Below are 25,982 nucleotides of genomic sequence, written 5' to 3' on the forward strand. Positions count from 1 at the left end.
GGGCGATCACCGCAGCGCGGTGGAGCGGGGACGCCTCGGCGACGGTGCCGCGGGGAGCGACCGGTACACGCGGGAGTACGCCTCCGCCACGCCCGCGGGGGCGAAGCGGTGCAGGCCGTCGCGGCCGCGGCGGACGAGGTCGGCGCGGTGGGCGTCGTCGTCGAGCACCCGGCGCAGCGCGCTCGCCCACGCGTCGACGTCCCCGGCGGGCACCACGTCCCCGGCGCGGCCGTCGTCCAGGGCCTCCCGCAGGCCGCCCAGGTCGGAGGCCACCACGGGGGCGCCGGCGGCGCGCGCCTCCACCGCCACCAGCCCGAACGGCTCGTCGCGGGAGGGGATGGCCACCACGCGGCCCGCGGCCATCGCCGCGCGCGGGGAGCGGGTGAACCCGCACAGGTGCACGTGCCCGGAGGCCACCAGCGGGGCCGCCAGCTCCTCCAGCCACGGCTGGTCGCGGTTGCCGTACGCGAACAGCTGCACCGGGTCGCCGTCCTCGACGAGCCTCCCGACGGCCTCCACCAGCACGTCCACGCCCTTGCGGTGGTGGAGCCCGCCCACGTAGACCACCGAGCGCTCCGGCAGCACCGGGCCGGGGCCCGAGGGCGCCACGTCGAGGTCGACCGCGTTGTGGATGACCCGCAGCCGCCGCGCCGCCCACGGCGCGGTCCGGCGGAAGCGCTCGCGGGCGGCGCCGGAGATGCACACCACCGCCGCGCACGAGCCCATGAGCGCGCTCGAGCGCTGGAAGACGTTGTGCACCGTCGCGACGCTGCGACGGCGCAGCTCCCGCGGGCCGAGCGCCACCGCGAGGGCCGCGCGCCCGGTGTGCACGTGCACGACGTCCGCGTCGCCTGCCGCCAGGCGGGCGGCCAGCCGGACGCCCGTCCGGCGGGCCTCCAGCGGCGTGGCCACCCTGTCGATGCGCTCGAAGCGCACGCCGAGGGCGGAGAGCTCGTCGTGGTAGCTGGAGGCGGCGACCTCCGAGGCGATGCTCACCTCCAGCCCGGCGGCGCGCTGCGCCACGGCGAGCACCCGCAGCATGTTGGTGATGCCGGTGCCGTTGTCCTGGAAGTCGTTGGTGACGTGGAGGACGCGCATCCTCACCTCGACGGGGTGGCGCTGGCTGGGGTGGCGCAGGCCGCGCCCGACGGCGCCGCGCGCAGCGGGGTGGCGGGTCGCGCGGCGGCGCTGGGCGGGAGGTGGACCTGCTGGCGCTGGGCCGGCACGGGCGCCGTGCCGAGCACGCCGTCCACCACGGCCTGCATCTGGAAGGCGAAGCTGGTCCGCGAGAACCCCTCGGCGTGCCGGCGCACTCGCGCCGGGTCGAAGGCGGCCGGGTCGAACGCCGCCAGCGCCTGCGCCCAGGCGTCCACCTCCCCGTCCGGCCCCGCGGGCGGCACGAGCACGCCGGACAGGCCCGGCACCACGGTGTCGAGCGCGCCGCCCTCGCCGGCGGCGATGACGGGCGCGCCGCAGGCCATGGCCTCCACCGGCACGATCCCGAAGTCCTCCACCCCCGGCATGAGCAGCGCGCGGCAGCGGCGGAACAGGTCGCGCAGCCCGGCGTCGCTGACCCGTCCGACGAACTCCGTGCGCGGCCCCGCGAGCGCCTCCACCTCCGCGCGCGAGCGTCCCTCGCCGGCCACCACCAGCCGCACACCCGCGCGGGCGGCGGCCTTCACGGCCAGGTCGGGCCGCTTGTACGGCACCATCCGGCCGGCCAGGAGGAAGAAGTCCTCCCGGGGCCCGGCCGGGGCGGGACTGAAGTAGCCGGTGTTGACCGGCGGGGCCACCACGTGCGCCTCGCGGCCCCACCAGCGGCGGATCCTCTCCGCCACGAACGTCGAGTTGGCCACGAGCGTGTGCACCCGCTGCGCGGCGCGCACGTCGAACGGCTTGAACACCGCGGAGAACGCCGCCAGGCCCGCGACCCCCGGCCCGCTGCCCTCGCTCGTGCGCATCGACGCCTCCCACACCCAGCGGGCGGGCGTGTGCACGTAGGCCACCACCGGCACCCGGCTGCCGCTGCTGCTCAGCGCCACCTGCGTGGCGAACGCGTGGTGGGAGGCGACGACGACGTCGGCGTCCGGCAGCCGCAGCGACCGCATCGCCACCGGCAGCGCGGGCAGGAGGTGGGCGTACCCGCTGCCGCGCAGCAGCCGCGACAGGCGCGTGCTGCTCAGCCGGGCCTCGAGGTCCGCCGGGAGCACCCCGGGGGCGGCGACCGGGGCGAGCAGGGGAGCGGCCGGCCACTGCCGCGCGAGCGCCTCGACCACGGCCTCGGACCCCGCGTACTCGGTGAACCGCTCGTGGACGATCGTGACGCGCGGCTGGGTCATCGGGGGGTGGCCTTCCGGGGCTCGGGAGCGTGGGGCAGCGGGCCCGCGGGCGCCCCCGGCGCCGCAGCAGCGGACCGAGGGCCGCGTCGCCCGTCGTCACCCACCCGAGCGGGATCGGCGACCCGTCCAGCATGGACCATGAGCGAGGCCCCCATCGCGGAACGCGGCCAACGGGTCGGGCCCCCCGTGAGGACAGCGCTGGACACGAGCGCGGCGCCCGCCGCCGGCTCAGCCGCGGCGGAGGACGGCGCGGACGGTGTCCTCGGCGACGTCGTCCCAGGTCCGCGCCGGCTGCGGGGACGAGGCCGGTGCCGAGCGCCCCCGGCCCGGGGCGTCGAGGTGCAGGTGGTCGGCCACGGCGCGGGCCCAGCCGTCCACGTCGAGCGCGGGCACGTGCTGCGCGCGGTCACCGCTGACCTCCACCAGCGCCGCGTCCGTGCTCGTCACGAGCGGGGCGCCCAGGTCGAGCGCCTCCACCGCGGGCAGGCCGAACCCCTCCACGAGGCTGGGGGCCAGCACCACGGCGGCGTTCTCGTAGCACCAGCGCAGGCTCGCGTCGTCGACGCCCTGCAGCTGCACCACGTGGCCGGAGGCCGCCAGCGCGGCGTGGTCGGGCCCGTAGGCCTCGGTGCCCCACGCGGGCGGGCCGACCAGCGCGAGCACCGCGTCGGCGTGCTCGGGGTGCGCGCGCAGCGCCCGCGCCCACGCCGAGACCGCCGTCGCCACGTTCTTGCGCTGCGTCGTGTCACCGACCACCAGCCCGAAGCGGCGCCCGGCGAGCACCTCAACGGGCGTCGGGTGCGCCTGCAGCAGCGCGGGGCTGGTGGCCGACAGCACCACCGACGTGCGGCCGGCCACCTGCGGGTGGTGGGCCAGCAGCCGGTCGCGCGTGGCCGCGCTGACGCAGATCACCGAGTCCGCCTGCCGGATCGAGGCGGCGTACGGGCGCTGCAGCAGCACGCGCTTGGCGGCGGGGAAGTCCGCGGGCCGGTCGGCGAGGATCATGTCGTGCACGGTGAGCACCGTGCGGGCGGTGAAGCCCGGCGCGCGCTGCGGCACGAGGTGCTTGGACCCGTGGACGACGTCGAAGCCGCCCCGCAGCCGCCACCCCAGCACGAACCTCTCGTACGGCGGCAGCAGCGGACCGGCGCGCCCGTCGAGCACGGCCGGCACGGCGTGCACGCGCGCGGGCCCGCCCACCAGCTCGGCCAGCGGACCGGCGGCAGCGGCGGACGTCAGCAGGTGCACCTCGACGTCGTCGCGGCGCTGCAGCGCCCGCGCCACCTCCACCGTGTACCTCACGATGCCGCCCAGGCGCCCCGACGCGGGGACGTGCGTGGCCATGACGAGCCAGCGGGGCCTGCGCGTCCGGGGAGTCGAGGTCACGGGGGCTGCCTACCACGAGGCCTTCTGCGCCCGCTTGGCCCGCTCGCGGTGACCTCCGCGGACGTAGGGTGACCGGCCATGGAGTTCCGGCGCATCCAGGGCCTGCCCCCGTACGTCTTCACCATCATCGACGGGCTCAAGCAGCAGGCGCGCCGAGCCGGCCGCGACGTCGTCGACCTGGGGTTCGGCAACCCCGACCTGCCCTCCCCGGCCACCGCCGTGGAGAAGCTCGCCGAGGCCGCGCACAACTCCCGCAACCACCGCTACTCCTCCTCGCGCGGGCTGCCCAAGCTCCGCGAGGCGGTCGCCGGGCTGTACCAGCGGCGCTTCGGGGTGCACCTCGACCCCGACACCGAGGTCATCAGCACCATCGGCGCCAAGGAGGGGTTCTCCCACCTCATGTGGGTGCTGCTCCAGGCGGGGGACGCCGCGCTCGTGCCGTCGCCGTCCTACCCGATCCACATCTGGGGCCCGTACTTCGCCGGCGCCGACGCCCGGCAGGTGCCGATCGGCCCGAAGGACGCCAACGGCGTCGCCCACGACTACGTCGAGAACGTCATGGAGGCGTGGGAGTACGGCTGGCCGAAGCCCCGCGTCGTCGTCCTGTCGTTCCCGCACAACCCGACGACGGCGATCGCGTCCAAGGAGGACCTGCAGCGCCTGGTCGACTGGGCGCGCGAGCGCGACGTGGTGCTCGTGCACGACTTCGCCTACGCCGACACCACCTTCGACGGCTGGAAGCCCCCGTCGATCCTCGAGTGCGAGGGCGCCAAGGAGGTGGCCGTCGAGCTGTACTCGATGACCAAGTCGTACTCGATGGCCGGCTGGCGCGTGGCGTTCCTCGTGGGCAACCGCGAGGTGGTGGCGGCCCTCGCCAAGCTCAAGAGCTACCTCGACTACGGCACGTTCCAGCCCATCCAGATCGCGGCGACCGTGACCCTCAACGAGGAGCTCGAGTACCCGCAGTGGACCTCCTCGGTGTACGAGTCGCGCCGCAACGCGCTGGTCGAGGGCCTGGAGCGCGCGGGCTGGGCGCTGCCGAAGCCCCGGGGGACGATGTTCGCCTGGGCGCGCATCCCCGAGCCGTACGCGGAGCTGAAGTCGATCGAGTTCGCCAAGCTCATCGTCAACGAGTGCGACGTGGCGGTCTCCCCGGGCGTCGGGTTCGGGCCGCAGGGCGACGACTACGTGCGCTTCGCGCTCATCGAGAACGAGCAGCGCATCGCGCAGGCCGCCCGCCAGCTCAAGCGCGGCCTGACCAAGCTCGGCTGACGCCGTCCCACCCCTGCACAGCCGGGCGCCTGGCTGCGGTCCGGAGCGCTTCGGGAACCGCAGCCGGGCGACCGCTCGCGGTCCCAGGGGGCGACGCGCCGGGGCGCAGCCTCCCGCGGTGACGCGCTACCTGCTGCGAGGGTCGGAGCATGCGGAGGTCTGCGCTGGCCGCGGTGCTCGCCGCCGCGGCGCTGGTGACCCCGCTCGCCGGAGCGCAGGCCGCCGGCCCGACCACCACCGCGACGGCGTCGAGCGGCGAGGCCGCCGCCCTGTCCGACGGGGCTCCGGCCTCCGCGCGCCTGGGCGCCGAGTGGTCCGCGAGCAGCGGTGACACCGCCCCGTGGGCGCAGCTGACCTTCCCCAGCGCCCGCCGCACCGCCAGCGTGCAGGTGTTCGGCTCCACCGCCGACGCCTCCGACCCCGCGCAGTCCACCGCCGCCGCCCTCTACGGCACGCTCCGCTTCTCCGACGGCTCCTCCGTGGACGTGCCCGGCATCGCCGCCGGCGCTGGCATGCCCACCACCGTCGCCTTCACCCCGCGCTGGGTGACCTGGGTGCGCCTGGAGCTGCGCCGCCAGATCGCCTCCGCGCCCGTGGCGCTGCGCGAGCTCACCGCCTACGACGCCGGCACCACCCCGCCGCAGTGGGCGGCCCCCGCGGGCTCACCCACCTACGCGGTGACCCCCGCGACCGCCAGCTGCCCGAGCTCGGCCGCGCCCGTGGCACCGGCGCTCGCGGGCCGCCTGACCCTGGCCTGCCCGACGCCGGGGTCGAGCGTGGACGCCGCGGCGACCGTCGTCGTCGGCGCCCCCGCGGGCAGCCAGCTCACGGCGTGGCTGTCGGTGCCCAGCGGCAACGCCCTCGACCTGCCGCTGCGGCGCGCGGCCACGGCCACCGCCGACGCCAGCGGACGCGCGGTGCTCACCGCCGACGTGCGGCGGCTGCCGCAGGGCCCGTTCGCGCTCAAGGTCACCGGGACGACGACGGCGGGCGCCGCGCTCGACCCGCTCTACGCCCAGCTGTTCCGCTCCGGCGGACAGGCGGCCTCCACGCCGTCGGCGCCGGCCGGCTCCAGCCCGCCGGCGGGCATGACGCTGCAGTACAGCGACGACTTCGACGCGCCGCTGTCCGTCAGCGCCTCCGGCTGGGGCACCCGGTACGCCGCGGTGAAGCCCGAGCCGTGGGGCGGCTCGCAGTTCGGCGACGCCCTCTTCGCCGACCCGGCCTGGGGCGCCGGCACCCTCGCGACGCTGCCCGGCGGCTACCTGCGCGTGCGCGCGCAGCCGATCGGTGTGCTCGCGCCGAAGCAGACCTGGGGCCAGGCGCACGCCGCGGGGATCCTCTCGTCCCAGCGCTGGGGCGGGTCCGGCTTCAGCGCCCAGCACGGCTACTTCGAGGCGCGCATGCTCGGCGCCCCCGGGCCCGGCTCCTGGCCGGCGTTCTGGATGCTCAACAGCTCCAGCGGCACCGGCCGCGCCGACGGCAGCGCCGCCGAGGTCGACGCGGTGGAGCTGTACGGCCACGACACCGACGCCGCCTGCCACACCACCCACAGCTGGGGCCCGGTCAAGGGCGGCCAGAAGGCCTGCCAGGGCTACCCGATGGACTGGGCGGCCGAGTGGCACACGTACGGCGTCGAGGTCGGCGACGGCGACGCGCAGTTCTACCTCGACGGACGCCGCGTGGCGTCGCTGGGAGAGCTGTCGCACACCGACGAGCCGTTCTTCTTCATGCTCGACCTCGCCACCGGCGGCGGCTGGCCCGTCGACCTCGCGGCGACGGGCCAGACCACCGACCTCTACGTGGACTGGGTCCGCGTCTACACCTGAGCCGGGGACGAGCCGCGGTGCTGCTCGTCGTCGTCCTCAGGCGTTGGGGCGGCCCAGGGCGCGGTAGGTGAAGCCGGCCGCGCGCCAGGCGGCGGCGTCCAGCACGTTGCGGCCGTCGATGACCTGGCGCCCGCGCGCCAGGGACGCGACGTGGGCGGGGTCGAGCTGGACGTACTGGGGCCACTCGGTGAGCAGCAGGACGACGTCGGCACCGCGCAGCGCCTCGTCGGTGTCCACCGCGTAGGTCAGGTCGCCCCACAGGCGCTGGGCGTTGGCGACGCCCTCGGGGTCGGTGACCACCACGTCGGCGCCCTGCAGGCGGGCCATGGCGGCGATGGAGATGGCGGGGGAGTCGCGCACGTCGTCGCTGTGGGGCTTGAACGCGGCGCCCAGCACGGCGATCTTGCGGCCGATGAAGGAGCCGCCGCAGGCCTCGCGGGCCAGGTCGACCACCTTGGCGCGGCGGCGCATGTTGATGCTGTCGACCTCGCGCAGGAAGGTGAGGGCCTGGTCGGCGCCGAGCTCCCCGGCGCGGGCCATGAAGGCGCGGATGTCCTTGGGCAGGCAGCCGCCGCCGAAGCCGACGCCGGCGTTGAGGAACTTGCGCCCGATGCGGTCGTCGTGGCCGATGGCGTCGGCCAGGACCTTCACGTCGCCGCCGGCGGCCTCGCAGACCTCGGCCATCGCGTTGATGAAGGAGATCTTGGTGGCGAGGAAGGCGTTGGCGGCGGTCTTGACCAGCTCGGCGGTGGGGTAGTCGGCGACCAGCACGGGGGTGCCGTTGGCGATGGGCCGGGCGTAGACGCGGCGCAGGAGCGCCTCGGCGCGCTCGCTGGTCACCCCCAGCACGAACCGGTCGGGGGCGAGGGTGTCGGTGACGGCGTGGCCCTCGCGCAGGAACTCGGGGTTCCACGCCAGCTCCAGGTGGCCGGCGCGGTGGGCCAGGTCGTCGGCGAGGCGGGCTGCGGTGCCGACCGGGACGGTGGACTTGCCCACCAGCAGGGCCGGGCCCTCCACGACGTCGGCCAGGGACTCGAAGGCGCGCTGGACGTAGGTGGTGTCGGCGGCCAGCTCGCCCTTGCGCTGGGGGGTGCCCACGCAGACGAAGACGACCTCGCAGGCCTTGAGGTCGGCCACCTCGGTGGTGAAGGCGATGGACCCGTCCGCCTCGCCGGAGGTGACGCGGGTGAGCAGCTCGGGAAGGCCGGGCTCGAAGAAGGGGGCGCGGCCGGCGGCGAGGGCGTCGAGCTTGGCCTGGTCGATGTCGTAGCCGACGACCTCGTGGCCGAGCTCGGCCATGCAGGCCGCGTGCACGGCGCCGAGGTAGCCCAGGCCCACCACTCCGACGCGCAGAGGGGCCAGACCTTCAGCGGTGCTCTCGACCGAGGAGGGGGAAGTCGTCATGCGGCCATGATGCTCGTCGCGCACGGGGCGGTGGGGGCGCTCGGGAGAAGGCACCCTTCCGGACGGCACGACCGGCGCGGAGATCACCCCACCGGGCCACAGGCCGGCGGCCCCGCGGGACGGGGCCGCTGACCTGCGGCGACGCGGGTGGGTCAGACCTGCTGGTAGCCGTAGCCGGGGGCGAACCCGGCCACGGCCCCGCCGCGCGGGGCGCCGTGGGCGTTGGGCAGCGGGTCGGACGGCGTGCACAGCGCGACGAGCAGCAGCACCGGCCCGGCCAGCGGGATGAAGCTCATGAAGTAGTACGCGCCGGAGCGGCCCGAGTCGTGCAGGCGACGCACCGTCACCGCGAGCATGGGAACGACCGACGCCGCGATGACCAGGAAGGTCAGCGGCGTCACCGGGACGCCCAGCACCCCGACGAAGAGCGCGGAGTCGATGGCGGAGGCGGTGATCGCGGCGGCGGAGTAGGCGCCGACGAACCACCACAGCTCCGACCGGGAGGCTCGACCGCTGAAGACGGCGTACTGGCGGAGGGCGGACGTGACGGCCTGGACGGGGGACATGGCTTCTCCTGAGGGGGTCTCGTGAGCTGCGGGACGCAGGTGGTCGGGTCGGTCGGGCTGACCGGCGAAGGGCGGTGAGCGCTGGTCAGGCGCTCACCGCGGGGTCACGGCTGCAGGCCGTCGTAGAGGCAGCCCTCCACGCCCTCGTCGACGCCGTGCTGGAAGAAGGCGATCCGCTCCTCGGCGCTGCCGTGCGAGGTGGTGTCGGTCCAGCCGGTCTCGTCGGCGACGGCCTGCAGGCCCACGGCCAGCTCCTCCTCGTCGCCCTCGTCCCACGACAGCAGGCCCTGGTCGGTGGCCTCGGCGAGGGTGGCGCCGGCGATGCAGTCGGCCTGCAGCTCCGTCCAGGGGGCGGTCCAGCCCGGCTGGCGCTGCTGGATGGCGTGGGCCCACTCGTGCGCCACCACCGCGTAGACGAAGGCGTCGCCGATCTGAGCCGTGCCCTCGTGGAGGAGGTCGTCGCTCATGGCGATCCAGTCCTCGCCGACGGGCTCGGCGCAGTGCAGCGCGTTGGAGGGCACCAGGCCCTCCTCGCCGCCGCAGGCGTAGCTGTCGACGCCGGAGGTGTACATGCCCTGCACGCCCTCGGAGCCGGTGTAGACCAGCGGCGCGGTGTACTCCTCGCCGAAGTACCACTCGTAGTTGTCGGTCCAGTACTGGTCCACCACCGTGAGGGCGTCGGTGAGCTCCTGCTCGGGGGTGACGTCCTCCGCGGCCGGCGTCGCGGCCGCGGGGACCGCGGCGGCGATGACGGCGCCTGCGGCGGCCAGGGCCGCGGCGAAGCCCCGGCGGGCGGTGCGGCGGGAGCCCCGCGCGGTCGTCCGGGAGGCGGTGCGGGGGGAGGTGGCGGACATGGCGGAGGGGTTCCTTCCTCACAGGGCCCCGGGCTTCTCCCGTGGGCCGTCTGGGTGACGAGGAGGAACCTGGCGGTGTCCGCTTGCGCCCGGGTTGCAAGCGCCTTGCGGCGTCCGGAGAGCTCGTGCAGAGATCGCAGAACCGCCCTCTGACCTGGAGAGATAACGGGAAGGACACGACGGGTCACGGTGTGGACACGACACGCTCGCGACACGCCGCAGGCCGTTCCGCCGCGGGGTCGCGCGCGCCGAACATCTCAGCGTGATCCTCCTCGCCGTCGCGCTGCTGGCCCTCGTCGTCGTCGGTGTCCTCGGGGTGGTCGTGCTGGGCGTCTGGGAGTCGCGGACGTCCGCCGCCGCGCCCGCGCGCCCCGCCCTCATGGAGGTGCTCGACGAGGTCCTCGCGGACCGCCCCGAGGCTGCCGAGGCCCCCCGCCCGGTGCGCGCGCTGCGCGCCGTGCTCGCCGCCGCCTGACGGCTCCCGCTCGCCGACGGCCCGCGGCCCGCGCGCAGACAGCGTCGTCTGCTCGCGGACCACGGGCCGTCGTCGCACCATGCGGGGGTGAGCCCACGCCCCGTCCCCGAGCCCGCCGGCCCCGGCCAGGAGTCGGTCTGGGACTACCCGCGCCCCCCGGCCGTCTCACCGTCGTCGAAGCGGGTGGTGGTGGCCTTCTCCGACGACGACGGCGGGGGCGTCCTCGCCGACACCACCGGCGCCGTGCGCGTGCTGGAGACCAGCCACCCGCCCACCTGGTACGTGCCCCGGGCCGACGTCGACGCCTCTCGGCTGCGCCCCAGCGCCGCGCCGCAGACCTCGTGCGAGTTCAAGGGCCGCGCCACCTACTGGGACGTCGTGACCCCGCGCGGTGAGGTGCTCGAGGCGGCGGCGTGGAGCTACGAGACGCCCTCGCGCGGCTTCGAGGCGGTCGCGGGGATGCTGTCGCTGCGCCCGGCCCGGCTCGTGTGCTCCGTGGACGGCGAGGTGGCGCGCCCCCAGGAGGGCGGCTTCTACGCCGGCTGGATCACCGACGACGTGGTCGGCCCCTTCAAGGGAGCCCCCGGCACCTGGGGCTGGTGACCGCCGCTCCGGAGGTGGCCGACCGCCCATGACCACGGACGACCTTGCGTGATCATGGGGGTTCGGCCACCTCGGTCACCTCGGCCGCTCCGCGGTGCTCCGGGCGGGCGACGTCTGTCCCGCGGTGCCCGCTGGTGATCACACTGCGTTCCGCTCAGAAGGTCACGACTGCGTCACGGGGCCTTGCCAGGTGGTGCCAGCTGCCCCTACCTTCCTCGTCATCGATCCGTATCGACGACGACGCGGACGCGAGCAGCGAAGGAGGTGCTCTGGTGCCCACCAGCCGTGACGTGGCCAAGCTGGCCGGCGTCTCCCAGAGCACCGTCTCCTACGTGCTGTCCGGCAAGCGCCCCATCTCCCCGGAGACGCGCAAGCGCGTCGAGGGCGCCATCGCCCAGCTGACGTTCCAGCCCAACGCCGGCGCCCGCGCCCTGGCCAGCCAGCGCACGCAGGTCATCGGCCTGGTCGCGCCGTTCGGCGTGACGTCGGACCACTCCGGGCTGCTGCCCTTCATCGAGACGATCGCCCGCAGCGTCCGCGACCACGACCACGACCTGCTGCTCGTCACCAACGACGAGGGGGCCGACGGCCTGGTGCGCGTGGCCGGCCGCCGCATCGTGGACGCCCTCGTGGTCATGGAGGTCGAGGCGCGCGACGAGCGCATCCCCGTGGCCGCCGGCCTCGACGTCCCCGTGATCCTCATCGGCGTCCCCGACGAGCGCGCCGGGCTGCCCTGCGTCGACCTCGACTTCCACGCCGCCGGAGCCCTCGCCGTCGCCGAGCTGGCCGCGGTCGGCTGCCGCAGCGCGGCGGTGCTCGGCTACTCCTCCGCGGAGATCGACAGGGGCATCAACTACGTCCCCCGGTTCCTCGAGGGCGTCCACGCCGGGGCCGCACGGCTCGGGCTGCCGCTGACCGTGGTGTCGCCCGTGGAGCTCGAGAGGGCGTCGGTCGACGCCGCGCTCGACGAGGTGCTCTCGGTGGAGAGCGACGAGGGCGAGCTGCCGGGCCTCGTGCTGCCGCACACCGAGGGGGTTGCGGGCGTGCTGCGGGCCCTGGCGGACCGCGGCCTCGTGCCCGGCCGGCACCTCGGTGTGGTGGCCATGAGCACCGACGCCGCGGCGGAGGAGTTCACCACCCCGCTGACCAACGTCTCCCTGGAGCCGCGCGACGTGTCGCGCCGCGCGGTGGAGACCCTGTTCCGCCTGCTCGAGGCGCCCGCGGACGCAGAGGCGCCCGGCATCGAGCTGGTCCAGCCCCGGCTGACGCGCCGCGCCAGCACCGCCCTGCCCCCGGCCCTCGCGGCCGCCCAGCTCACGGCCTGACCCCTGCGGGGGAGGAGGCCCCGCATCGACCGGACCGTCATCGATACGCATCGACCACCGCGAGTGCCCCAGCACTCACTGCACGTCAGAAACCGGTACGGCTGGGACCCCAGCCGCAGACGAACCCCGCGATGACGCGGGGAGGAACGGATGACCACCATGGCTCGACGTCGAGTTCTCACCACCGCGCTGGCCGCTGGCGCGGCGGTGCTGCTGCCCTTCTCCCTCGCCGCCTGCGGCGGCGGCTCCAGCGACGAGGGCTCCACCGGATCTGGCGGCTCGGCGAAGCTGACCATCCAGGACTACTACAACGACGACCCGGGCAAGACCGTCTGGGAGGGCGTCTACAAGGCCTGCGCGCAGACCGCGGGCGTCGAGATCGACATCGTGCACATCCCCGGCTCCGACCTCATCGCCAAGGTGCTCCAGCAGGCGCAGTCGAAGACCATGCCCGACGTCCTCATGCTCGACAACCCCGACCTGCAGCAGATCGCCGCCTCCGGCGCCCTGGCCGACCTGTCGCAGTTCGACGTCTCCACCGACGGCTACGCCGACGGCATCGTCAAGGCCAGCACCTACGACGGCAAGCTCTACGGCCTGCAGCCGATCACCAACTCCATCGCGCTCTTCTACAACAAGAAGACGCTCGCCGACGCCGGCATCCAGCCCCCGCAGACCTGGGACGAGCTGAAGACCGCCTCCGCCGCGCTCACCAAGGACGGCAAGTACGGCCTGGCGCTGTCGGCCATCAACACCTACGAGGGCACCTGGCAGTTCCTGCCCTTCTTCTGGTCCGCCGGCGGCGACGAGAAGGACATCAACACCCCCGAGGCCGCCAAGGCCCTGCAGCTGTGGGTGGACATGTTCAAGGCGGGCTCCATCTCCCAGTCCGCCGTCAACTGGACCCAGGCCGACGTCAACGACCAGTTCAAGGCCGGCAACGCCGCGATGATGGTCAACGGCCCCTGGCAGTTCCCCAGCCTGGCCGAGTCCGGCATCGACTACGGCGTCGTCCCGATCCCGGCCCCGCAGGCCGGCGAGCCCACCGTCTCCCCGCTGGGCGGCGAGACCTGGACCGTCCCCGAGACGGGGAACAAGGACAAGCAGGCCAAGGCCGCCGAGATCGTCAAGTGCATCAACTCCGACGACAACCAGAAGCTGCTGGCCGAGAAGAACAACACCGTCCCCACCAAGACGGCGATCGCCGAGGAGTACGGAGCCACCAACCCGGCCGTCAAGGGCTTCGCCGACCTGGTGCCCGACCTGCGGGCCCGCACCGGTGAGCTCGGTGACAAGTGGCCCGACGCCGCCACCAAGATCTACACCGCCATGCAGGAGGCCATCGTGGGCGGCAAGACGCCCGAGCAGGCCCTGGCCGACGCGCAGAACGGCTGAGAGGGAACCTCATGTCCACCCGAGCAGACGCGGGCACGCTCGCGTCCGCGAGCGGCGCGGCTGCTCGGCAGTCCCGGGACGGCGGCGCCACGCCGCCGTCCCGGGACGGCCGGTCCGGCCGGTCGTCCGCCCGCACCAAGGCCCGGATCGCGGAGCTGGCCTTCCTGGTCCCCGCCCTGGTCTACCTGGTCCTGTTCTTCGGCTACCCGGTGGTCAAGAACGTGCTCATGGGGTTCCAGGAGTACACGACCAAGACCTTCTTCACCGGTGAGGCGCCCTTCGTCGGGCTGGACAACTACTCCGCCGTCCTCAGCTCCTCGCTGTTCGACAAGGCGCTGCTCAACACGGTCCTCTTCACCGCCGGCTCGATCCTGGGCCAGTTCGTCCTCGGTCTGGCCATCGCGGTGTTCTTCCGCAGGTCCTTCCCGCTGAACAACGTGCTGCGCGCGCTGCTCCTGCTGCCGTGGCTGGTGCCGCTCATCGCCTCCGCGGCGGTGTGGCGCTGGATCCTCGACACCGACTACGGCGCGCTCAACCGCTTCCTGGGCGCCCTGCCGTTCGTGGACGGCAACCCGGCGTGGCTGACCAGCACCTCCCTGGCCCTCATCGCCGTCATCGGCGTCAACATCTGGCTGGGGATCCCGTTCAACGCCACCATCCTCTACGGCGGCCTGCAGGAGATCCCCGAGGAGCTCTACGAGGCCGGCGCCCTGGACGGCGCCACCGGCTGGCGCGCCTTCCGCCACATCACCTGGCCGCTGCTGCGCCCGGTGGTCACCGTGGTGCTGGTGCTGGGCGTGGTCTACACGCTGAAGGTGCTCGACATCATCCTGGGCCTGACCAACGGCGGCCCCGCCAACAGCACCCAGACCATCGCCACCTACAGCTACTTCACGTCCTTCAAGGAGTTCGACTTCGGCCAGGGCGCTGCGCTCGGCAACGTGCTCGTGCTCCTGTCGCTGCTGTTCGCCGTCATCTACCTGCGGCTCAACCGGAAGGCGGTCGACGAGTGAGCGCCGTCCCGATCTCCACCACGACCACCGACGGCGACGGCGGCGCACCCGTCACCAGCGCCGCCAAGGTCAGCCGTCCATCAGCGCACCGGTGGGTCTCCACGGCCGCGGGCGTGGTCATCATCGCGGTGATGCTGTTCCCGCTGTACTGGATGGTCAACGTCTCCCTCCAGAGCGGCGGCGGCGCCGTGGCCACCCCGTGGTTCCCGGCGGCGCCCTCGCTGGACGGGTACGTGCGAGCCTTCAACGACCAGGGCCACAACCTCGTGACCTCGCTGGTCGTGAGCCTCGGGTCCGTCGTCCTCAGCCTCGTCATCGCCGCCCCGGCGGCCTACGCGCTGGCGCAGTTCCGGATCCGCTGGGCGACCTGGGTGCTCTTCGGCGTGCTCATCACGCAGATGATCCCCGGCATCGTCGTCGCCAACGCCCTCTACAGCGCCTTCAGCGACCTCGGCCTGCTCAACTCGATCCCGGGCCTGATCCTCGCGGACTCCACCGCCGGCGTGCCGTTCGCGATCATCGTGATGCGGGCGTTCATGGGCAGCATCCCGCCGTCCATCGTCGAGGCCGCCCGCGTCGACGGCGCCGGCCAGCTCCGCGCGTTCGTCTCCGTGGTCCTGCCGATGAGCCGCAACGCCCTCATCACCGCCGGGCTGTTCACGTTCCTCTTCGCCTGGGGCGACTTCCTGTTCGCCCTGACCCTGACGACGACGGAGGACGTGCGCCCGGTGACCCTGGGCCTCTACCAGTACATCGGCACCTACGTCAGCGACTGGTCGCCGATCATGGCCACCGCGGTCCTGTCGTCGCTGCCCGCCATCGTCCTGCTCCTCGTGGCCCAGCGGTACGTCGCCGCCGGCGTCACGGGGGGTGCTGTCAAGTGACCACCCCCATGAACAGCCCCACGAACAGCGCAGGGAGCACCACCCCCATGACAGACATGCAGACCGGCGACCACGGCGAAGAGGGCGGACGCCGCTTCGCGGTGACCGGCCCCGACCGCGGCACCGACACCAGCGTCGCCGCCACCGGCCGGCCGATCCGCGTCACCGTGTGGGGCGAGAACGTCCACGAGCGCAACGAGCCGGAGGTCGCCGAGCGCTACCCGACCGGCATGCACGGCGCGGTGGCCGAGGGCATCGAGGCGCACCTGGGGGAGCGGGCCGTGGTCCGCACCGCCACCCTCGACTCGGGCGCCGACCACGGCCTGTCCGAGGAGGTGCTGCGCGAGACCGACGTGCTCACCTGGTGGGGTCACGCCGCCCACGACCAGGTCAGCGACGAGGTCGTCGAGCGCGTGCACCGCCACGTGCTCGAGGGCATGGGCCTGATCGTGCTGCACTCCGGCCACTGGTCGAAGATCTTCACCAAGCTCATGGGCACCACGTGCACGCTGCGGTGGCGCTCCGAGCACGACCGCGAGCTCATCTGGACGGTCGACCCCACGCACCCCATCGCGCAGGGGATCCCGCACCCGATGGTCATCGACGAGGACGAGATGTACGGCGAGTTCTTCGACGTGCCCGCCCCCGACGAGCTGGTCTTCCTCTCCACCTTCTCCGGAGGTGAGGTGTTCCGCTCCGGCATGACCTACAAGCGCGGCCACGGGAAGATCTTCTACTTCCGCCCCGGAGACCAGGACTACCCCACGTACTTCCACCCGGGCGTCCGCAGGGTCATCGCCAACGCCGTGGAGTGGGCCGTCACGCTGCGCGCCCGCCGCGAGTACCCCGTGCTCCTGCGCCACGACACCGAGGACTTCTACCGCGGCTTCGACTACACCGGCGCTCTCGACCCGTCTGCGAGGGTGGGCTCGTGATCGGGACGGGTTCCACCGGGCGCGCGGACGCCCTCAAGGTCGTGCAGGTCGGCGCGGGCGCCATGGGTGGCGCCTGGCTGTCGATGGTCGCCGAGTCGGCCGACGTCGAGCTGGTGGGCCTGGTCGACCTCGACCTCGACGCCGCGCGCCGCCAGCTCGCCGAGCGCGGGCACGCCGACGTCGCCGTGGGCACCGACGCGGTGGCGCTGGCCGAGCAGACCGGCGCCACCGCCGTCCTCGACATCACCGTGCCCGGCGCGCACCACCCCGTGACCACGGCGGCGCTGTTCGCGGGGCTGCCCGTGCTGGGGGAGAAGCCGTGCGCGGCCACCCTCGCGCAGTCCCTGTCGCTGGTGGCGGCCGCCGAGGTCACCGACCAGCTGTTCATGGTCAGCCAGTCGCGCCGGTGGAACCCCCAGCTGTGGGCCTACCGCGACCTGCTGCGCGGCCTCGGCGCCGTCGGCCTGCTGCAGACCGACTTCTTCAAGGCCCCCCACTTCGGCGGGTTCCGCGACGAGATGGCGCACCCGCTGCTGGTCGACATGGCCATCCACCAGTTCGACATGGCCCGCTTCCTGCTCGGCGCCGAGCCCGTTTCGGTGACCTGCGAGGAGTGGAACCCCACCTGGAGCTGGTACGCCGGGGACGCCTCCGCCACCGCCGTCTTCGAGTTCGCCGGCGGCGCCCGCTACGTCTTCAACGGCTCCTGGTGCGCACCGGGCGCCGAGACGTCGTGGAACGGCGCCTGGCGCGCGGGCGGCGAGAAGGGCAGCGCCCTGTGGGACGGCGACCACGAGCCGACCGTCGACGTCGCCGACGAGGGGACCGCCGTGCCCGAGCCCGGAGCGCGCCTCCCGCACGACGGCATCGCCGGCGCGCTCGCGGTCTTCGTCGAGGCGCTGCGCACCCGCACCACGCCCCAGAGCGAGGTGCACGAGAACGTGCTCAGCCAGGCGATGGTGGAGGCCGCTGTCGAGTCGGCTGCCGTCGGGCACCGCGTCCAGCTGGACGACGTGCTCACCCGCGCCTGGGAGCAGGCGGTGGCCGAGGAGCGCCGCGAGGACGTGCGCGAGCAGCTGCGCTCGTGGACGTCGGTGCGCACCGCCCTCGGCGGCTGACCTCCGCCTTCCTCCGCTCCACCCGCACCCCCTCCCCACCCGGCGGCGATCGAGGGAGCGGCGCACGTCCCGCGTGCCCGGCTCCCTTGATCGCCGCAGGTCAGAGGGGGTGCGGTACGTTGACCGGCCTCAGCGCGCGGCAACGGGGGTGCGTCGGTGAGATCTCGTCCAAGGTCACGGGTGGTGGGGCTCGTGGCGCCCTTCGGCCCGCGGTCCGACCACGTGGGCATGCTGCCCTTCGTCGAGACGGTCGCCCGGAGCCTGCGCGAGCGCGACCACGACCTCCTGCTCGTCACCGCTGACGAGGGAGCCGCCGGCCTGCAGCGCCTCGCCGACCGCGGCGTCGTCGACGCCGTCGTCGTCATGGAGGTGGCGGCCCACGACGAGCGCATCGCGGTGGCCCGTCAGCTCGACCTGCCGGTGGTCTTCATCGGCGTCCCCGAGGACCCCACCGGCGTGAACTGCATCGACGTCGACTTCGCCGCCGGCGGCGCCCTGGGTGTGGCGGAGCTGGTCGCGTCCGGCTGCCGCTCCGCGGCCCTGCTCGGGCACCCGCGCAGCACGAACGAGCGCGGGATCGGCTACGTGCGCCGCTTCCAGCGCGGAGCGCTGCAGGAGGCGCGCACCCGCGGCCTGCCGCTGCAGGTGGTCTCGCCGGTCGAGCTGGAGCGCACCTCGGTGGACACCGCCCTCGACGTCGTCCTGTCCGAGGAGGACGAGCAGGGCGTGCTGCCCGGCCTGCTGCTCTCCCACGACGAAGCGCTCCCGGGGGTGCTGCGGGCGCTCGAGGACCGCGGGCTGGAACCCGGCGTGCACCTCGCCGTGGTGGCGCTGTGCACCGACGAGCTCGCCGCGTCCCTGGCTCCACCGCTGACGAGCGTGTCCCAGGAGCCGCGCGAGGTCTCCGAGCGCGCCGTGGCCGCCGTGTTCCGGCTGATGGACGCCACCGAGGACGACGACGCGCGGCCTCGCGTCGAGCTGGTGCAGCCGCGGCTCACGCGCCGCGCGAGCACTCCCGCGACGCGGATCGTCTGGTAGTCAGCGAGTCAGCGGGTCAGCGGGTCAGCGGGTCAGCGGGCGCGGCGGCGCTTGCGCTCCTGCGCCGACAGGCCGAGCACGCCCGCCAGCAGGGCACCGCCGACCAGCAGCGGGGCCAGGATCCCGGCGAGGTCCTGCACCGACGTCCGCGCCGACTGCGCGTCCACCGGGCCCAGCGTCTGCGCGCCCTCCGCCACGAGCTTCGCGGCCTCCGGCAGCACCGGGGCGGCCTGGGCGAGCTGCCCGGCAGCGCCGAGGTCGTCCACGGTCACCGCGTCGGACAGCGGCACCACCGACGGGGCCGACGCGGCGGACGAGGCTGCGCTGGGGAGCAGCGAGGCCAGCGACGGCGCGGACGACGCCGCCCTCGGAGCCGCGGCCGCGGGCGCCCGCGACGGACGCGGCGCGGCCGGCGGCGTGGTCGAGGCCGGTACCGGGACCGGTGCGGCGCTCGACGGCAGAGCCGTGGCCGGGGCGGTGGTGGCGGGCGGGGCCGTGGTCGGGGGTGCCGTGGTGGGGGGAGCGGTCGTCGGAGGAGCCGTGGTGGGCGGCGCGGTGACCGGGGGCGCCGTGGTGGGCGGCGGCGTCGCCGTGCCGGTGCCGGTCTCCGTGCCGCCGGACCCCGTTCCCGTGCCGCCGGTGCCGGTGCCGGTGCCGGTGCCGGTGCCCGTTCCGCCGGTACCAGTGCCGCCGGTGCCGCCCGTTCCGGACCCGATGGTCCCGGTTCCGCCCGTGGTCGTGCCGGTGCCCGCACCACCCGTGCCGGTGCCCGCACCACCCGTGCTGGTGCCCGACCCGCCGGTGCTACCCGTTCCGGATCCGACGGTTCCGGTCCCGCCCGTGGTCGTGCCGGTGCCCGCACCACCCGCGCTGCTGCCCGACCCGCCGGCACCGCCGGTGCTCGTCCCGGAGCCGTTGGAGCCGGAGCCGCTGGTGCTGCCCGCGCCGCCTGCCCCTGCGCCCGTGCTGGTGGACGACGAGCCCGCGTCAGCGCCGGCGGCCGCCCCGACGGTGCCGGTCTCGCCGGAGGTGGCGGCGAGGGCGGTGCCGGGGGCGAGCAGGACGGCGGTCGCGACCAGCGCGCCGACACCCGCCGCGCGCACGCGGCGCGCCGTGGGGCGGGCGTCAGGTCCGGTGTGCTGCAGGCCCTCCACGGCCGTTCCCCTCTCGTCGCGCTGCGAGGACCGTGCGGGCCGCGCAGCACCCCATCGTGCGACGAAGCGGACGAACGGGGGAAGTCCGACCGGCGCGCCGTGACGTCGCTGTGACACTCGTCGCGGCACGTCAGCGACTCTTCGTCACCTCCGGTGTACGCGTCGTGACGTCTCGCTGCCCGCCGGGGCAGCGTCGCTCAGCGCAGCGCGCGCCGCCCGCGCCCGCGGGCCACGGCAGCGCGCACCCGCTGCCGGCGCGCCGTCTCCAGCACCGTCCCCGCCAGGGCCAGCGCAGCGCCCGCGGTGGTCAGCAGGAGCAGCGTGTCGGGCGAGCCCACCGCCGCGGTCCGCTGGGCAGCGGCGGTGGTCGACAGCAGCGACGTCCCGCCGCCCGCCGGAGCCGCCAGCGCGCCGAGGGAGGTCCCGGGGGCCGCGTCGGCGGAGTCCTGGCCGTCACCGGCGCCGCCCACCACCGCCGAGAGCAGCTGCACCGTGTCGACGGGGCCGGTCGCGCGGTGGTGCGCCCTGCCCTGCTGGAGCTCGGCGCCCTCCCGCAGCGCGTCGACCAGCGCCGACCCGTCCACGTGGCGGCCGGAGGCCGTGGCGAGCACCCCGGCTGTGGACGACGGCGACGCCGAAGGCGGCCCGGACACCGCGCCCGCGCCAGAGGCTGCAGAGCCCGCACCCGGAGCGGCAGAGCCCGTGGTGGACGCGCTCGCCCAGGACCCGTCGGACGTCGCGGTCCACCGCGGCTGCCAGGCGGTCTGGGGAGGCACCACTGACTGCGCCGGGCTGGGCACCTGGGGCGGGGCCGACGAGGGCGTCCGCGCAGGCGTGCTCGAAGGGGGCGTCGACGAGGGCGGTCCGTAGACGGCCCCGGTGCCCGGCGACGCTGCGGGCGCCTCCGACGGCGAGGACCAGCTCGGCGAGCTGGACCCGGAGGGCGCCGGGGAGCTGGACGGCGAGGCGTCGGACGGCGAGCTGGACGACGACGGCGGACCGGTCACCGGCGCGCTCGACCCGCTGCCGGAGGGCGTCGTCGGACCCGAGGGGGGAGAGGGGCTCGCGCCCGGCCCGGCCACGCCCTGCGTGGTGGTCGCTGACGGCGTCGTCGCCGACGCGCTGGGCGAGCTCGCCGCGGTCGGCTGCTCCGACGCCGACCCCGAGGGCGATCCCGTGGACGACGGCGAACCGGACCCGGTGCTGTCCGCGCTCGCCGTCGCGCCGGGCGACGCCGCCGACGAGGGGCTGGTGGTGGCCTCGGGGGTGCTCGACTCCCCGCCAGGGGCCTCGGAGGCCGACGGGGGCGTCGTCGTCGTCGCGCAGGTGGACGTGACCGCCTGCTCCGCGGGGGCGCACTCGGACGCCGTCACCGCCGGGGTCTGGTCGGCGTGGGCGACGGCCGGGACCGCGAGCACGCCCAGACCCGACAGGCCGATGACGCCGAGGGCACGGGCTCCGCGCACCACGGCCGTCACCGGAGGTCTCCAGGGCAGGGGCGCACGGGCGGGCTCCTCAGCGGGGTCCGTCGGCGCAGACCCGCGCCGAGAGGGCACCGCAGGGGGGACGGCGCGGGCTCAGGATGCCCGATCCCTCCCGGTTCGTGAAGTCCGGTGCGGCACCCCGGCGATCACGAGGCGCGGGCGCGGCGCTTCCTCATGACGCCCTCCGCGCCGCCCAGGGCGGCCACCAGGCCCAGGCCGATGCCCATCGGGACCAGCCACCCCTCGCTGCCGCCCTGCTCCTCGCCGCCGGTGGGAGCGGTGCCCAGCGCGGTCGGCCCGCTGGCCACGGCCACCGGGCCGAGGCGGGTGCCGACGCCGGAGCTCTCACCCGCACCCGACCCCGCCACCGGGGCGCCCTGCACGTACGTGCCGCTGCCGCTGGCGAGCGCGTCCGTCCCGCTGTCCGCGGTCGTGCCGGTGCTCGCACCGGAGTCGGCGGCGGCGGGCAGCAGCTCGGCCACCGGCGCCACCGGGCCCTGCACGCGGTGCTTGGCGGGGGTGGTGCGCACGGAGCGCGACGCGCTGTCCGGCTGCGCGGCCGCAGCGCGGCGGCCGCTGGCCTTCTGCTCCGGAGCGGGAGCCTCGGCCGGGGCCTGGAAGGTGGCCACGGCGGGGACCGCCACCGCGACGGGCGCCGGAGCGGGCTCGGTCACCGTCGCGGCGAGCGCCACGACAGCCGCCGCCGCCACCGGGGCCGGCTGCTGCTGTGCGGCAGGCTGTTCGGCGGCCGGCTGCTGCTCGGAAACCGGCTGCTCGGCGGCCGGCTGCTCGGCGGCCGGCTGCTGCCCGGAAGCCGGCTGCTCGGCGGCCGGCTGCTGGTCGTCACCGTGCTGGTCGCTGTGGTGGTCGCCGCCCTCGTCGGGGTGCCACACCTCGACGGGCTGGGTGGGCTGGCTCGGCTCGGACCACTCGCCGTCGGTGCTGCCGCCGTCGCCGTGGTGGCCGTCGTCGGGGGTGGGCGGCTCAGGCTCGCACCGCTGGTCGTCGGAGTGGTCCTGGGGCTGCTCCTCGGACCCACCCTCCGCGTGGTCGTCCGAGTGGTCCTCGGCGTGGTCGTCGTCGGAGTGGTCGTCGACCACCTCGGGCGCGGTCTCCTCGTGCTCGGTCGCACCGTCGCCGTCGTGAGCGCCGTCCGTCGCGTGCTCGTCGTCCGAGCCCTGGTCGGAGCCCTGGTCCGAGTCCTGCTCGGCGTCGTCGTCGGCGCGGTGCGCGCCGCGCGAGCCGCCGGGGCCCTTGTCCGTCCCGTCGGACGAGCCGGCCGAGGAGCCGTCACCGCCCTCGGAGGCCGCGGAGCTGCTGTCGGACGGCTGCGTCGCGTCCTCGGAGGCGTGCGCAGCACTGGGCTCGGGGGTGTCCGTCGAGGCCAGTGCCGTGAGCGGTGCGGCCACCACGCTCACTCCGACGAGGCCGAGCACGCCCGCAGCGCGCAGCGCGCCCTTGCGGACCGCAGGTGCGGCGTCGTCCGGAGCGAGGGGGCTCTCGGGGTGGCGCGGCATGAACGGGTCCTCTCGACGTCCGGCGCGACCCCTCTGGGCGCGCCGATCGTCATGCTGCCCGCTGCACAGCGCTGTGCGCAGGCAAACCCACCGATCGTGACACGCCTCCCCCGGAAGGGGGTGTGCGACACGCCGTGGAGGGGCTGCGTCCTCAGTCCCTCCCGCCGCGTCGCGCCAGCCGCCGCCGCAGACCGGACGAGCCGGTCAGCGCGACCAGCAGCGCCCCGCCCACGAGCAGCGGCATGCCGTACGTGCCGAGGTCGTCCAGCCAGCTCACGGCCTCGGTGGCCACGGGGGTCGCGGGAGCGCTCGCCGCGTCCTGCGTGGCTGCGGGAACGGGCTCGGCGCCGAGCAGCAGCGACTCGTCAGGCGTCGGCGCCGTGAGCGCGGGGTCCGTGGCCACGAGCAGCGTCGCGGTGGGGACGGGCAGCGGGACCCGCTGCCCCGGGAGCGCGCCCGACAGCGACGCGACCGCCACGGCCACCGACACCCCTCGGCCCGCCGTCGAGGAGCGCCGGTCGCCGCTGAGCGCGACCGTCTGCGCGCGCCGTGGCGCGACCGGCGTCACCGACACCGCGGGGCCGACCGGGCCGCTGGACGCCGTCGGCGCCGCCGTCGGCACCTCGGCGGGGGAGGTGGCCGAGGCGCTCGGCGCGGGGGAGGCGGCGCACGTCGGCGACGGCGTCGCGACGGCGGGTGCGGTGGTGGTGCTGGTGCTCGGTGTGCCGCTGGGAGCCGGGGCGGTCGCCTCGGTCGGGCTCGCCGTCGCCGACGCGCTCGGGGTCGCCGCCGGGGCGGCCGCTGACGAGGACGACGACGGCGCCGACGAGGACGGCGCTGCTGCCGACGACGGCGACGGGCACGAGGGGCTGCCCGTCGGGCTGGTGCTCGGGTCCGCCGCGGGAGTGGTGGGGCCGCTGGTCGGCGCGTCCGACGGCGTCGCCGACGCGCTCGGCGCCCCAGACGGGGTCGGGGTCCCCGAGGTGCCGGGGGTCGCCGTGGTGCCCGGGGTCGGCGACGCCCCGGAGGGGGTGCCCGAGGGGACGCTCGACGAGGGGGGCGGCGCGGCGCTCGTGCTGCTCGAGCCCGCCGTCGCCGAGCCCGAGCCCGCCGTCGCCGAGCCCGAGCCCGCCGCCGTCGACGACGCGGGGGACGCACCGTCGCCGGGCGGCGTGACGAACACGTCCAGGGGGCTCGCGGGCGCAGCGGACGGCGAGGCGCCCGCGCTCGTCGTCGTCGTCCCCTCCGGGAGCAGCGCCGCCTGCGCGGGGGCGGCGAGGAGCAGGACCCCCGCGGTCAGGGCGGCGGTGGCGAGCGCGCACCGCGCCGCTGCCTGCGGCGAGGCGGGGCTCGTCATCGGTGCTCCACGGCTCGCTGGACCCGGCCGCGCAGGCGGCGGGACGCCGGCAGACCCGGCACCCGGCCAGCGTGCCGCGCGAGGCCCCTCCGCCGTGGGATGTTCGCGGACCTCGGCGTGTCGGCGCTCACTACGCTCGTGCCATGACCCACGTCCTGTCCGCCGTCGCCTGGCCGTACGCCAACGGCCCGCGCCACATCGGCCACGTCGCCGGTTTCGGCGTCCCCTCCGACGTCTACAGCCGCTACATGCGGATGGCGGGTCACGACGTGCTCATGGTCTCCGGCACCGACGAGCACGGGACGCCGATCCTCGTGCAGGCGGAGAAGGAGGGCGTCACGCCGCAGGAGCTGGTGGACAGGAACAACCGGATCATCGTCGAGGACCTGGTGGCCCTCGGCCTGTCCTACGACCTCTTCACCCGCACCACCACGCGCAACCACTACGCCGTGGCGCAGGAGCTGTTCGCCACCGTCCACCGCAACGGGTACATGGTCGAGCAGACGACGATGGGCGCGATCTCCCCGTCGACCGGGCGCACCCTGCCCGACCGCTACATCGAGGGCACCTGCCCCATCTGCGGCTACGGCTCCGCCCGCGGCGACCAGTGCGACAACTGCGGCAACCAGCTCGACCCGGTGGACCTCGTCGACCCGCGCTCGCGGATCAACGGCGAGACGCCGCGGTTCGTCGAGAGCCAGCACTTCTTCCTCGACCTGCCGGCGCTGGCGGAGGCGCTGGGGGAGTGGCTGCACGGGCGCGACGAGGCCGGCGCGTGGCGGCCCAACGTGCTCAAGTTCTCGCTCAACCTCCTCGACGACGTGCGCCCCCGCGCCATGACCCGCGACATCGACTGGGGCATCCCGGTGCCGCTCGACGGGTGGCGCGACCAGCCGAACAAGCGGCTCTACGTCTGGTTCGACGCCGTCATCGGGTACCTGTCGGCGTCGGTGGAGTGGGCGCGCCGCTCCGGGGACCCGGAGGCGTGGCGGAAGTGGTGGTCGACGCCCGAGGCGCGGTCCGCCTACTTCATGGGCAAGGACAACATCACCTTCCACTCCCAGATCTGGCCGGCGGAGCTGCTCGGCTACGACGGCCGGGGCTCGCGCGGCGGTCAGCCCGGGGAGTACGGCGCGCTGGAGCTGCCCACCGAGGTGGTCTCCTCGGAGTTCCTCACCATGGAGGGCGGCAAGTTCTCGTCCTCGCGCGGCGTGGTCATCTACGTGCGCGACTTCCTCGCCCGCTACCAGCCCGACGCGCTGCGCTACTACATCGCGGTGGCCGGCCCGGAGAACCAGGACTCCGACTTCACGTGGGAGGCGTTCGTCCGGCGCACCAACGACGAGCTGGTCTCCACGTGGGGCAACCTCGTCAACCGGACCGCGTCGATGATCGCCAAGAACGTGGGCTCGATCCCCGCCGCAGGACCGCTCACCGACGACGACGAGGCGCTGCTCGCGGCGGTGCGCGGCGGCTTCGCCTCCGTGGGCGGGCTCATCCAGGGGCACCGCCAGAAGGCGGCCATCACCGAGGCGATGCGGCTGGCCGGCGATGCCAACCGCTACCTGGCCGCGCAGGCGCCGTGGCAGCTCAAGAAGACCGACCCGGCGCGCATGGAGACGGTGCTCCACGTGGCGGCGCAGGCCGTGGTGGACCTCAACACGCTGCTGTCGCCGTTCCTGCCGCACTCCTCCTCCCTCGTGCACCGCGCGCTGGGCGGGTCGGGGGAGTTCCAGCCGATGCCGGTCATCGCCGAGGTCGAGGACCTCGACGGCGGCCCCGGCTACCCGGTCATCACCGGCGACTACTCGGCCGCGCCGGCGTGGGCGCCGCGCGACGTGGTGCCCGGCACCCCGGTGGCGGCGCCGTCGCCGATCTTCACCAAGCTCGACGAGTCGGTGGTCGAGGAGGAGCTGGCCCGCCTGCGCGGCGACGCCTGATCCCTCCTCGGGATCACTCGGGCGCGCTGGCACGAGGGGTGCAGTCCGTCCGCCTCGGCGTCCTCGGCGCCTGAGGGGAGGTTTCGGTACGAGG

Annotated in this window: 24 protein-coding genes; 14 read left to right on the forward strand and 10 right to left on the reverse strand. The window is 75.1% G+C overall.

Translation table 11 applies throughout. The features are described 5' to 3' along the window. Positions 1 to 6: 6 nt before the first annotated feature. The 3 genes from FMM08_RS09500 to FMM08_RS09510 form a co-directional block, all read right to left on the reverse strand. Positions 7 to 1,098: a glycosyltransferase family 4 protein gene (locus FMM08_RS09500; protein ID WP_147926130.1), complete on the reverse strand. Its 1,092-nt coding sequence runs from the start codon at positions 1,096 to 1,098 to the stop codon at positions 7 to 9. 2 nt (positions 1,099 to 1,100) lie between these two features. Then, the gene (locus tag FMM08_RS09505) at positions 1,101 to 2,339 is read right to left on the reverse strand and encodes a glycosyltransferase (RefSeq protein ID WP_147926131.1); all 1,239 of its coding nucleotides are present in this window, start codon (positions 2,337 to 2,339) and stop codon (positions 1,101 to 1,103) included. A 228-nt stretch (positions 2,340 to 2,567) separates the two neighbouring features. Next, positions 2,568 to 3,725, reverse strand: a complete 1,158-nt coding sequence (locus tag FMM08_RS09510) for a glycosyltransferase family 4 protein (protein WP_222710611.1) — start codon at positions 3,723 to 3,725, stop codon at positions 2,568 to 2,570. Between the two features lie 78 nt (positions 3,726 to 3,803). Between FMM08_RS09510 and FMM08_RS09515 the strand changes: the two genes are divergently transcribed. Further along, complete coding sequence (locus tag FMM08_RS09515; protein ID WP_147926132.1) at positions 3,804 to 4,997, forward strand: aminotransferase class I/II-fold pyridoxal phosphate-dependent enzyme; 1,194 nt, start codon at positions 3,804 to 3,806, stop codon at positions 4,995 to 4,997. A gap of 149 nt (positions 4,998 to 5,146) precedes the next feature. Beyond that, on the forward strand, positions 5,147 to 6,826 hold the full coding sequence (locus FMM08_RS09520) for a glycoside hydrolase family 16 protein (protein ID WP_147926133.1): 1,680 nt from the start codon (positions 5,147 to 5,149) through the stop codon (positions 6,824 to 6,826). Positions 6,827 to 6,862: 36 nt separating this feature from the next. Here the strand turns inward: FMM08_RS09520 and FMM08_RS09525 are convergent, their stop codons facing one another. The 3 genes from FMM08_RS09525 to FMM08_RS09535 form a co-directional block, all read right to left on the reverse strand. After that, the gene (locus tag FMM08_RS09525; protein ID WP_147926134.1) at positions 6,863 to 8,230 is read right to left on the reverse strand and encodes a UDP-glucose dehydrogenase family protein; all 1,368 of its coding nucleotides are present in this window, start codon (positions 8,228 to 8,230) and stop codon (positions 6,863 to 6,865) included. A 152-nt stretch (positions 8,231 to 8,382) separates the two neighbouring features. After that, positions 8,383 to 8,796 (reverse strand): DUF805 domain-containing protein, encoded by a 414-nt coding sequence (locus FMM08_RS09530; RefSeq protein ID WP_147926135.1) that lies wholly within the window; start codon positions 8,794 to 8,796, stop codon positions 8,383 to 8,385. 104 nt (positions 8,797 to 8,900) lie between these two features. After that, positions 8,901 to 9,650, reverse strand: coding sequence for a neutral zinc metallopeptidase (locus FMM08_RS09535; RefSeq protein WP_147926136.1), 750 nt, complete (start codon positions 9,648 to 9,650; stop codon positions 8,901 to 8,903). A gap of 262 nt (positions 9,651 to 9,912) precedes the next feature. Here FMM08_RS09535 and FMM08_RS09540 point away from each other — a divergent pair, with 262 nt between their 5' ends. The 9 genes from FMM08_RS09540 to FMM08_RS09580 all read left to right on the forward strand — a co-directional run bounded on the left by FMM08_RS09540 (position 9,913) and on the right by FMM08_RS09580 (position 18,436). Beyond that, the gene (locus FMM08_RS09540; RefSeq protein ID WP_147926137.1) at positions 9,913 to 10,125 is read left to right on the forward strand and encodes a hypothetical protein; all 213 of its coding nucleotides are present in this window, start codon (positions 9,913 to 9,915) and stop codon (positions 10,123 to 10,125) included. Positions 10,126 to 10,212: 87 nt separating this feature from the next. After that, the gene (locus tag FMM08_RS09545) at positions 10,213 to 10,728 is read left to right on the forward strand and encodes a DUF427 domain-containing protein (protein ID WP_147926138.1); all 516 of its coding nucleotides are present in this window, start codon (positions 10,213 to 10,215) and stop codon (positions 10,726 to 10,728) included. A 272-nt stretch (positions 10,729 to 11,000) separates the two neighbouring features. Beyond that, on the forward strand, positions 11,001 to 12,053 hold the full coding sequence (locus tag FMM08_RS09550; protein ID WP_187279660.1) for a LacI family DNA-binding transcriptional regulator: 1,053 nt from the start codon (positions 11,001 to 11,003) through the stop codon (positions 12,051 to 12,053). 159 nt (positions 12,054 to 12,212) lie between these two features. Then, positions 12,213 to 13,448 (forward strand): sugar ABC transporter substrate-binding protein, encoded by a 1,236-nt coding sequence (locus FMM08_RS09555; RefSeq protein WP_147926331.1) that lies wholly within the window; start codon positions 12,213 to 12,215, stop codon positions 13,446 to 13,448. 11 nt (positions 13,449 to 13,459) lie between these two features. Continuing rightward, complete coding sequence (locus FMM08_RS09560; RefSeq protein ID WP_147926140.1) at positions 13,460 to 14,461, forward strand: carbohydrate ABC transporter permease; 1,002 nt, start codon at positions 13,460 to 13,462, stop codon at positions 14,459 to 14,461. A 131-nt stretch (positions 14,462 to 14,592) separates the two neighbouring features. Further along, positions 14,593 to 15,345: a carbohydrate ABC transporter permease gene (locus tag FMM08_RS09565; protein ID WP_147926332.1), complete on the forward strand. Its 753-nt coding sequence runs from the start codon at positions 14,593 to 14,595 to the stop codon at positions 15,343 to 15,345. 47 nt (positions 15,346 to 15,392) lie between these two features. Beyond that, entirely contained in the window at positions 15,393 to 16,280 is an 888-nt protein-coding gene (locus FMM08_RS09570; RefSeq protein WP_147926141.1) for a ThuA domain-containing protein, read from the forward strand. Next, on the forward strand, positions 16,277 to 17,398 hold the full coding sequence (locus FMM08_RS09575; protein ID WP_255472222.1) for a Gfo/Idh/MocA family protein: 1,122 nt from the start codon (positions 16,277 to 16,279) through the stop codon (positions 17,396 to 17,398). Before FMM08_RS09570 ends, FMM08_RS09575 begins: the two co-directional genes overlap by 4 nt. Positions 17,399 to 17,581: 183 nt before the next feature. Beyond that, complete coding sequence (locus FMM08_RS09580; protein WP_147926142.1) at positions 17,582 to 18,436, forward strand: substrate-binding domain-containing protein; 855 nt, start codon at positions 17,582 to 17,584, stop codon at positions 18,434 to 18,436. A gap of 32 nt (positions 18,437 to 18,468) precedes the next feature. On the opposite strand, the gene FMM08_RS22985 is transcribed toward FMM08_RS09580, so the two are convergent. Further along, complete coding sequence (locus tag FMM08_RS22985) at positions 18,469 to 19,590, reverse strand: hypothetical protein (protein WP_187279661.1); 1,122 nt, start codon at positions 19,588 to 19,590, stop codon at positions 18,469 to 18,471. Between the two features lie 197 nt (positions 19,591 to 19,787). After that, positions 19,788 to 20,201: a hypothetical protein gene (locus FMM08_RS09590; protein WP_147926143.1), complete on the reverse strand. Its 414-nt coding sequence runs from the start codon at positions 20,199 to 20,201 to the stop codon at positions 19,788 to 19,790. Here FMM08_RS09590 and FMM08_RS09595 point away from each other — a divergent pair. Both FMM08_RS09595 and FMM08_RS09600 read left to right on the forward strand, forming a co-directional pair. Continuing rightward, a complete protein-coding gene (locus FMM08_RS09595; protein WP_147926144.1) occupies positions 20,191 to 20,460 on the forward strand; it encodes a hypothetical protein in 270 nt (89 codons plus the stop codon). The two genes, FMM08_RS09590 and FMM08_RS09595, sit on opposite strands and share 11 nt — an antisense overlap. A gap of 9 nt (positions 20,461 to 20,469) precedes the next feature. Beyond that, positions 20,470 to 21,252, forward strand: a complete 783-nt coding sequence (locus FMM08_RS09600; protein WP_147926145.1) for a hypothetical protein — start codon at positions 20,470 to 20,472, stop codon at positions 21,250 to 21,252. Here the strand turns inward: FMM08_RS09600 and FMM08_RS09605 are convergent. Both FMM08_RS09605 and FMM08_RS09610 read right to left on the reverse strand, forming a co-directional pair. Next, positions 21,221 to 22,591: a hypothetical protein gene (locus FMM08_RS09605; protein ID WP_147926146.1), complete on the reverse strand. Its 1,371-nt coding sequence runs from the start codon at positions 22,589 to 22,591 to the stop codon at positions 21,221 to 21,223. The two genes, FMM08_RS09600 and FMM08_RS09605, sit on opposite strands and share 32 nt — an antisense overlap. Positions 22,592 to 22,742: 151 nt before the next feature. Continuing rightward, positions 22,743 to 23,948 (reverse strand): hypothetical protein, encoded by a 1,206-nt coding sequence (locus FMM08_RS09610; RefSeq protein ID WP_147926147.1) that lies wholly within the window; start codon positions 23,946 to 23,948, stop codon positions 22,743 to 22,745. A gap of 143 nt (positions 23,949 to 24,091) precedes the next feature. Between FMM08_RS09610 and metG the strand changes: the two genes are divergently transcribed. After that, the gene (gene metG / locus FMM08_RS09615; protein WP_147926148.1) at positions 24,092 to 25,888 is read left to right on the forward strand and encodes a methionine--tRNA ligase; all 1,797 of its coding nucleotides are present in this window, start codon (positions 24,092 to 24,094) and stop codon (positions 25,886 to 25,888) included. Positions 25,889 to 25,982: the final 94 nt, after the last annotated feature.

It is taken from the genome of Quadrisphaera setariae (assembly GCF_008041935.1).
Lineage (GTDB): Bacteria > Actinomycetota > Actinomycetes > Actinomycetales > Quadrisphaeraceae > Quadrisphaera > Quadrisphaera setariae.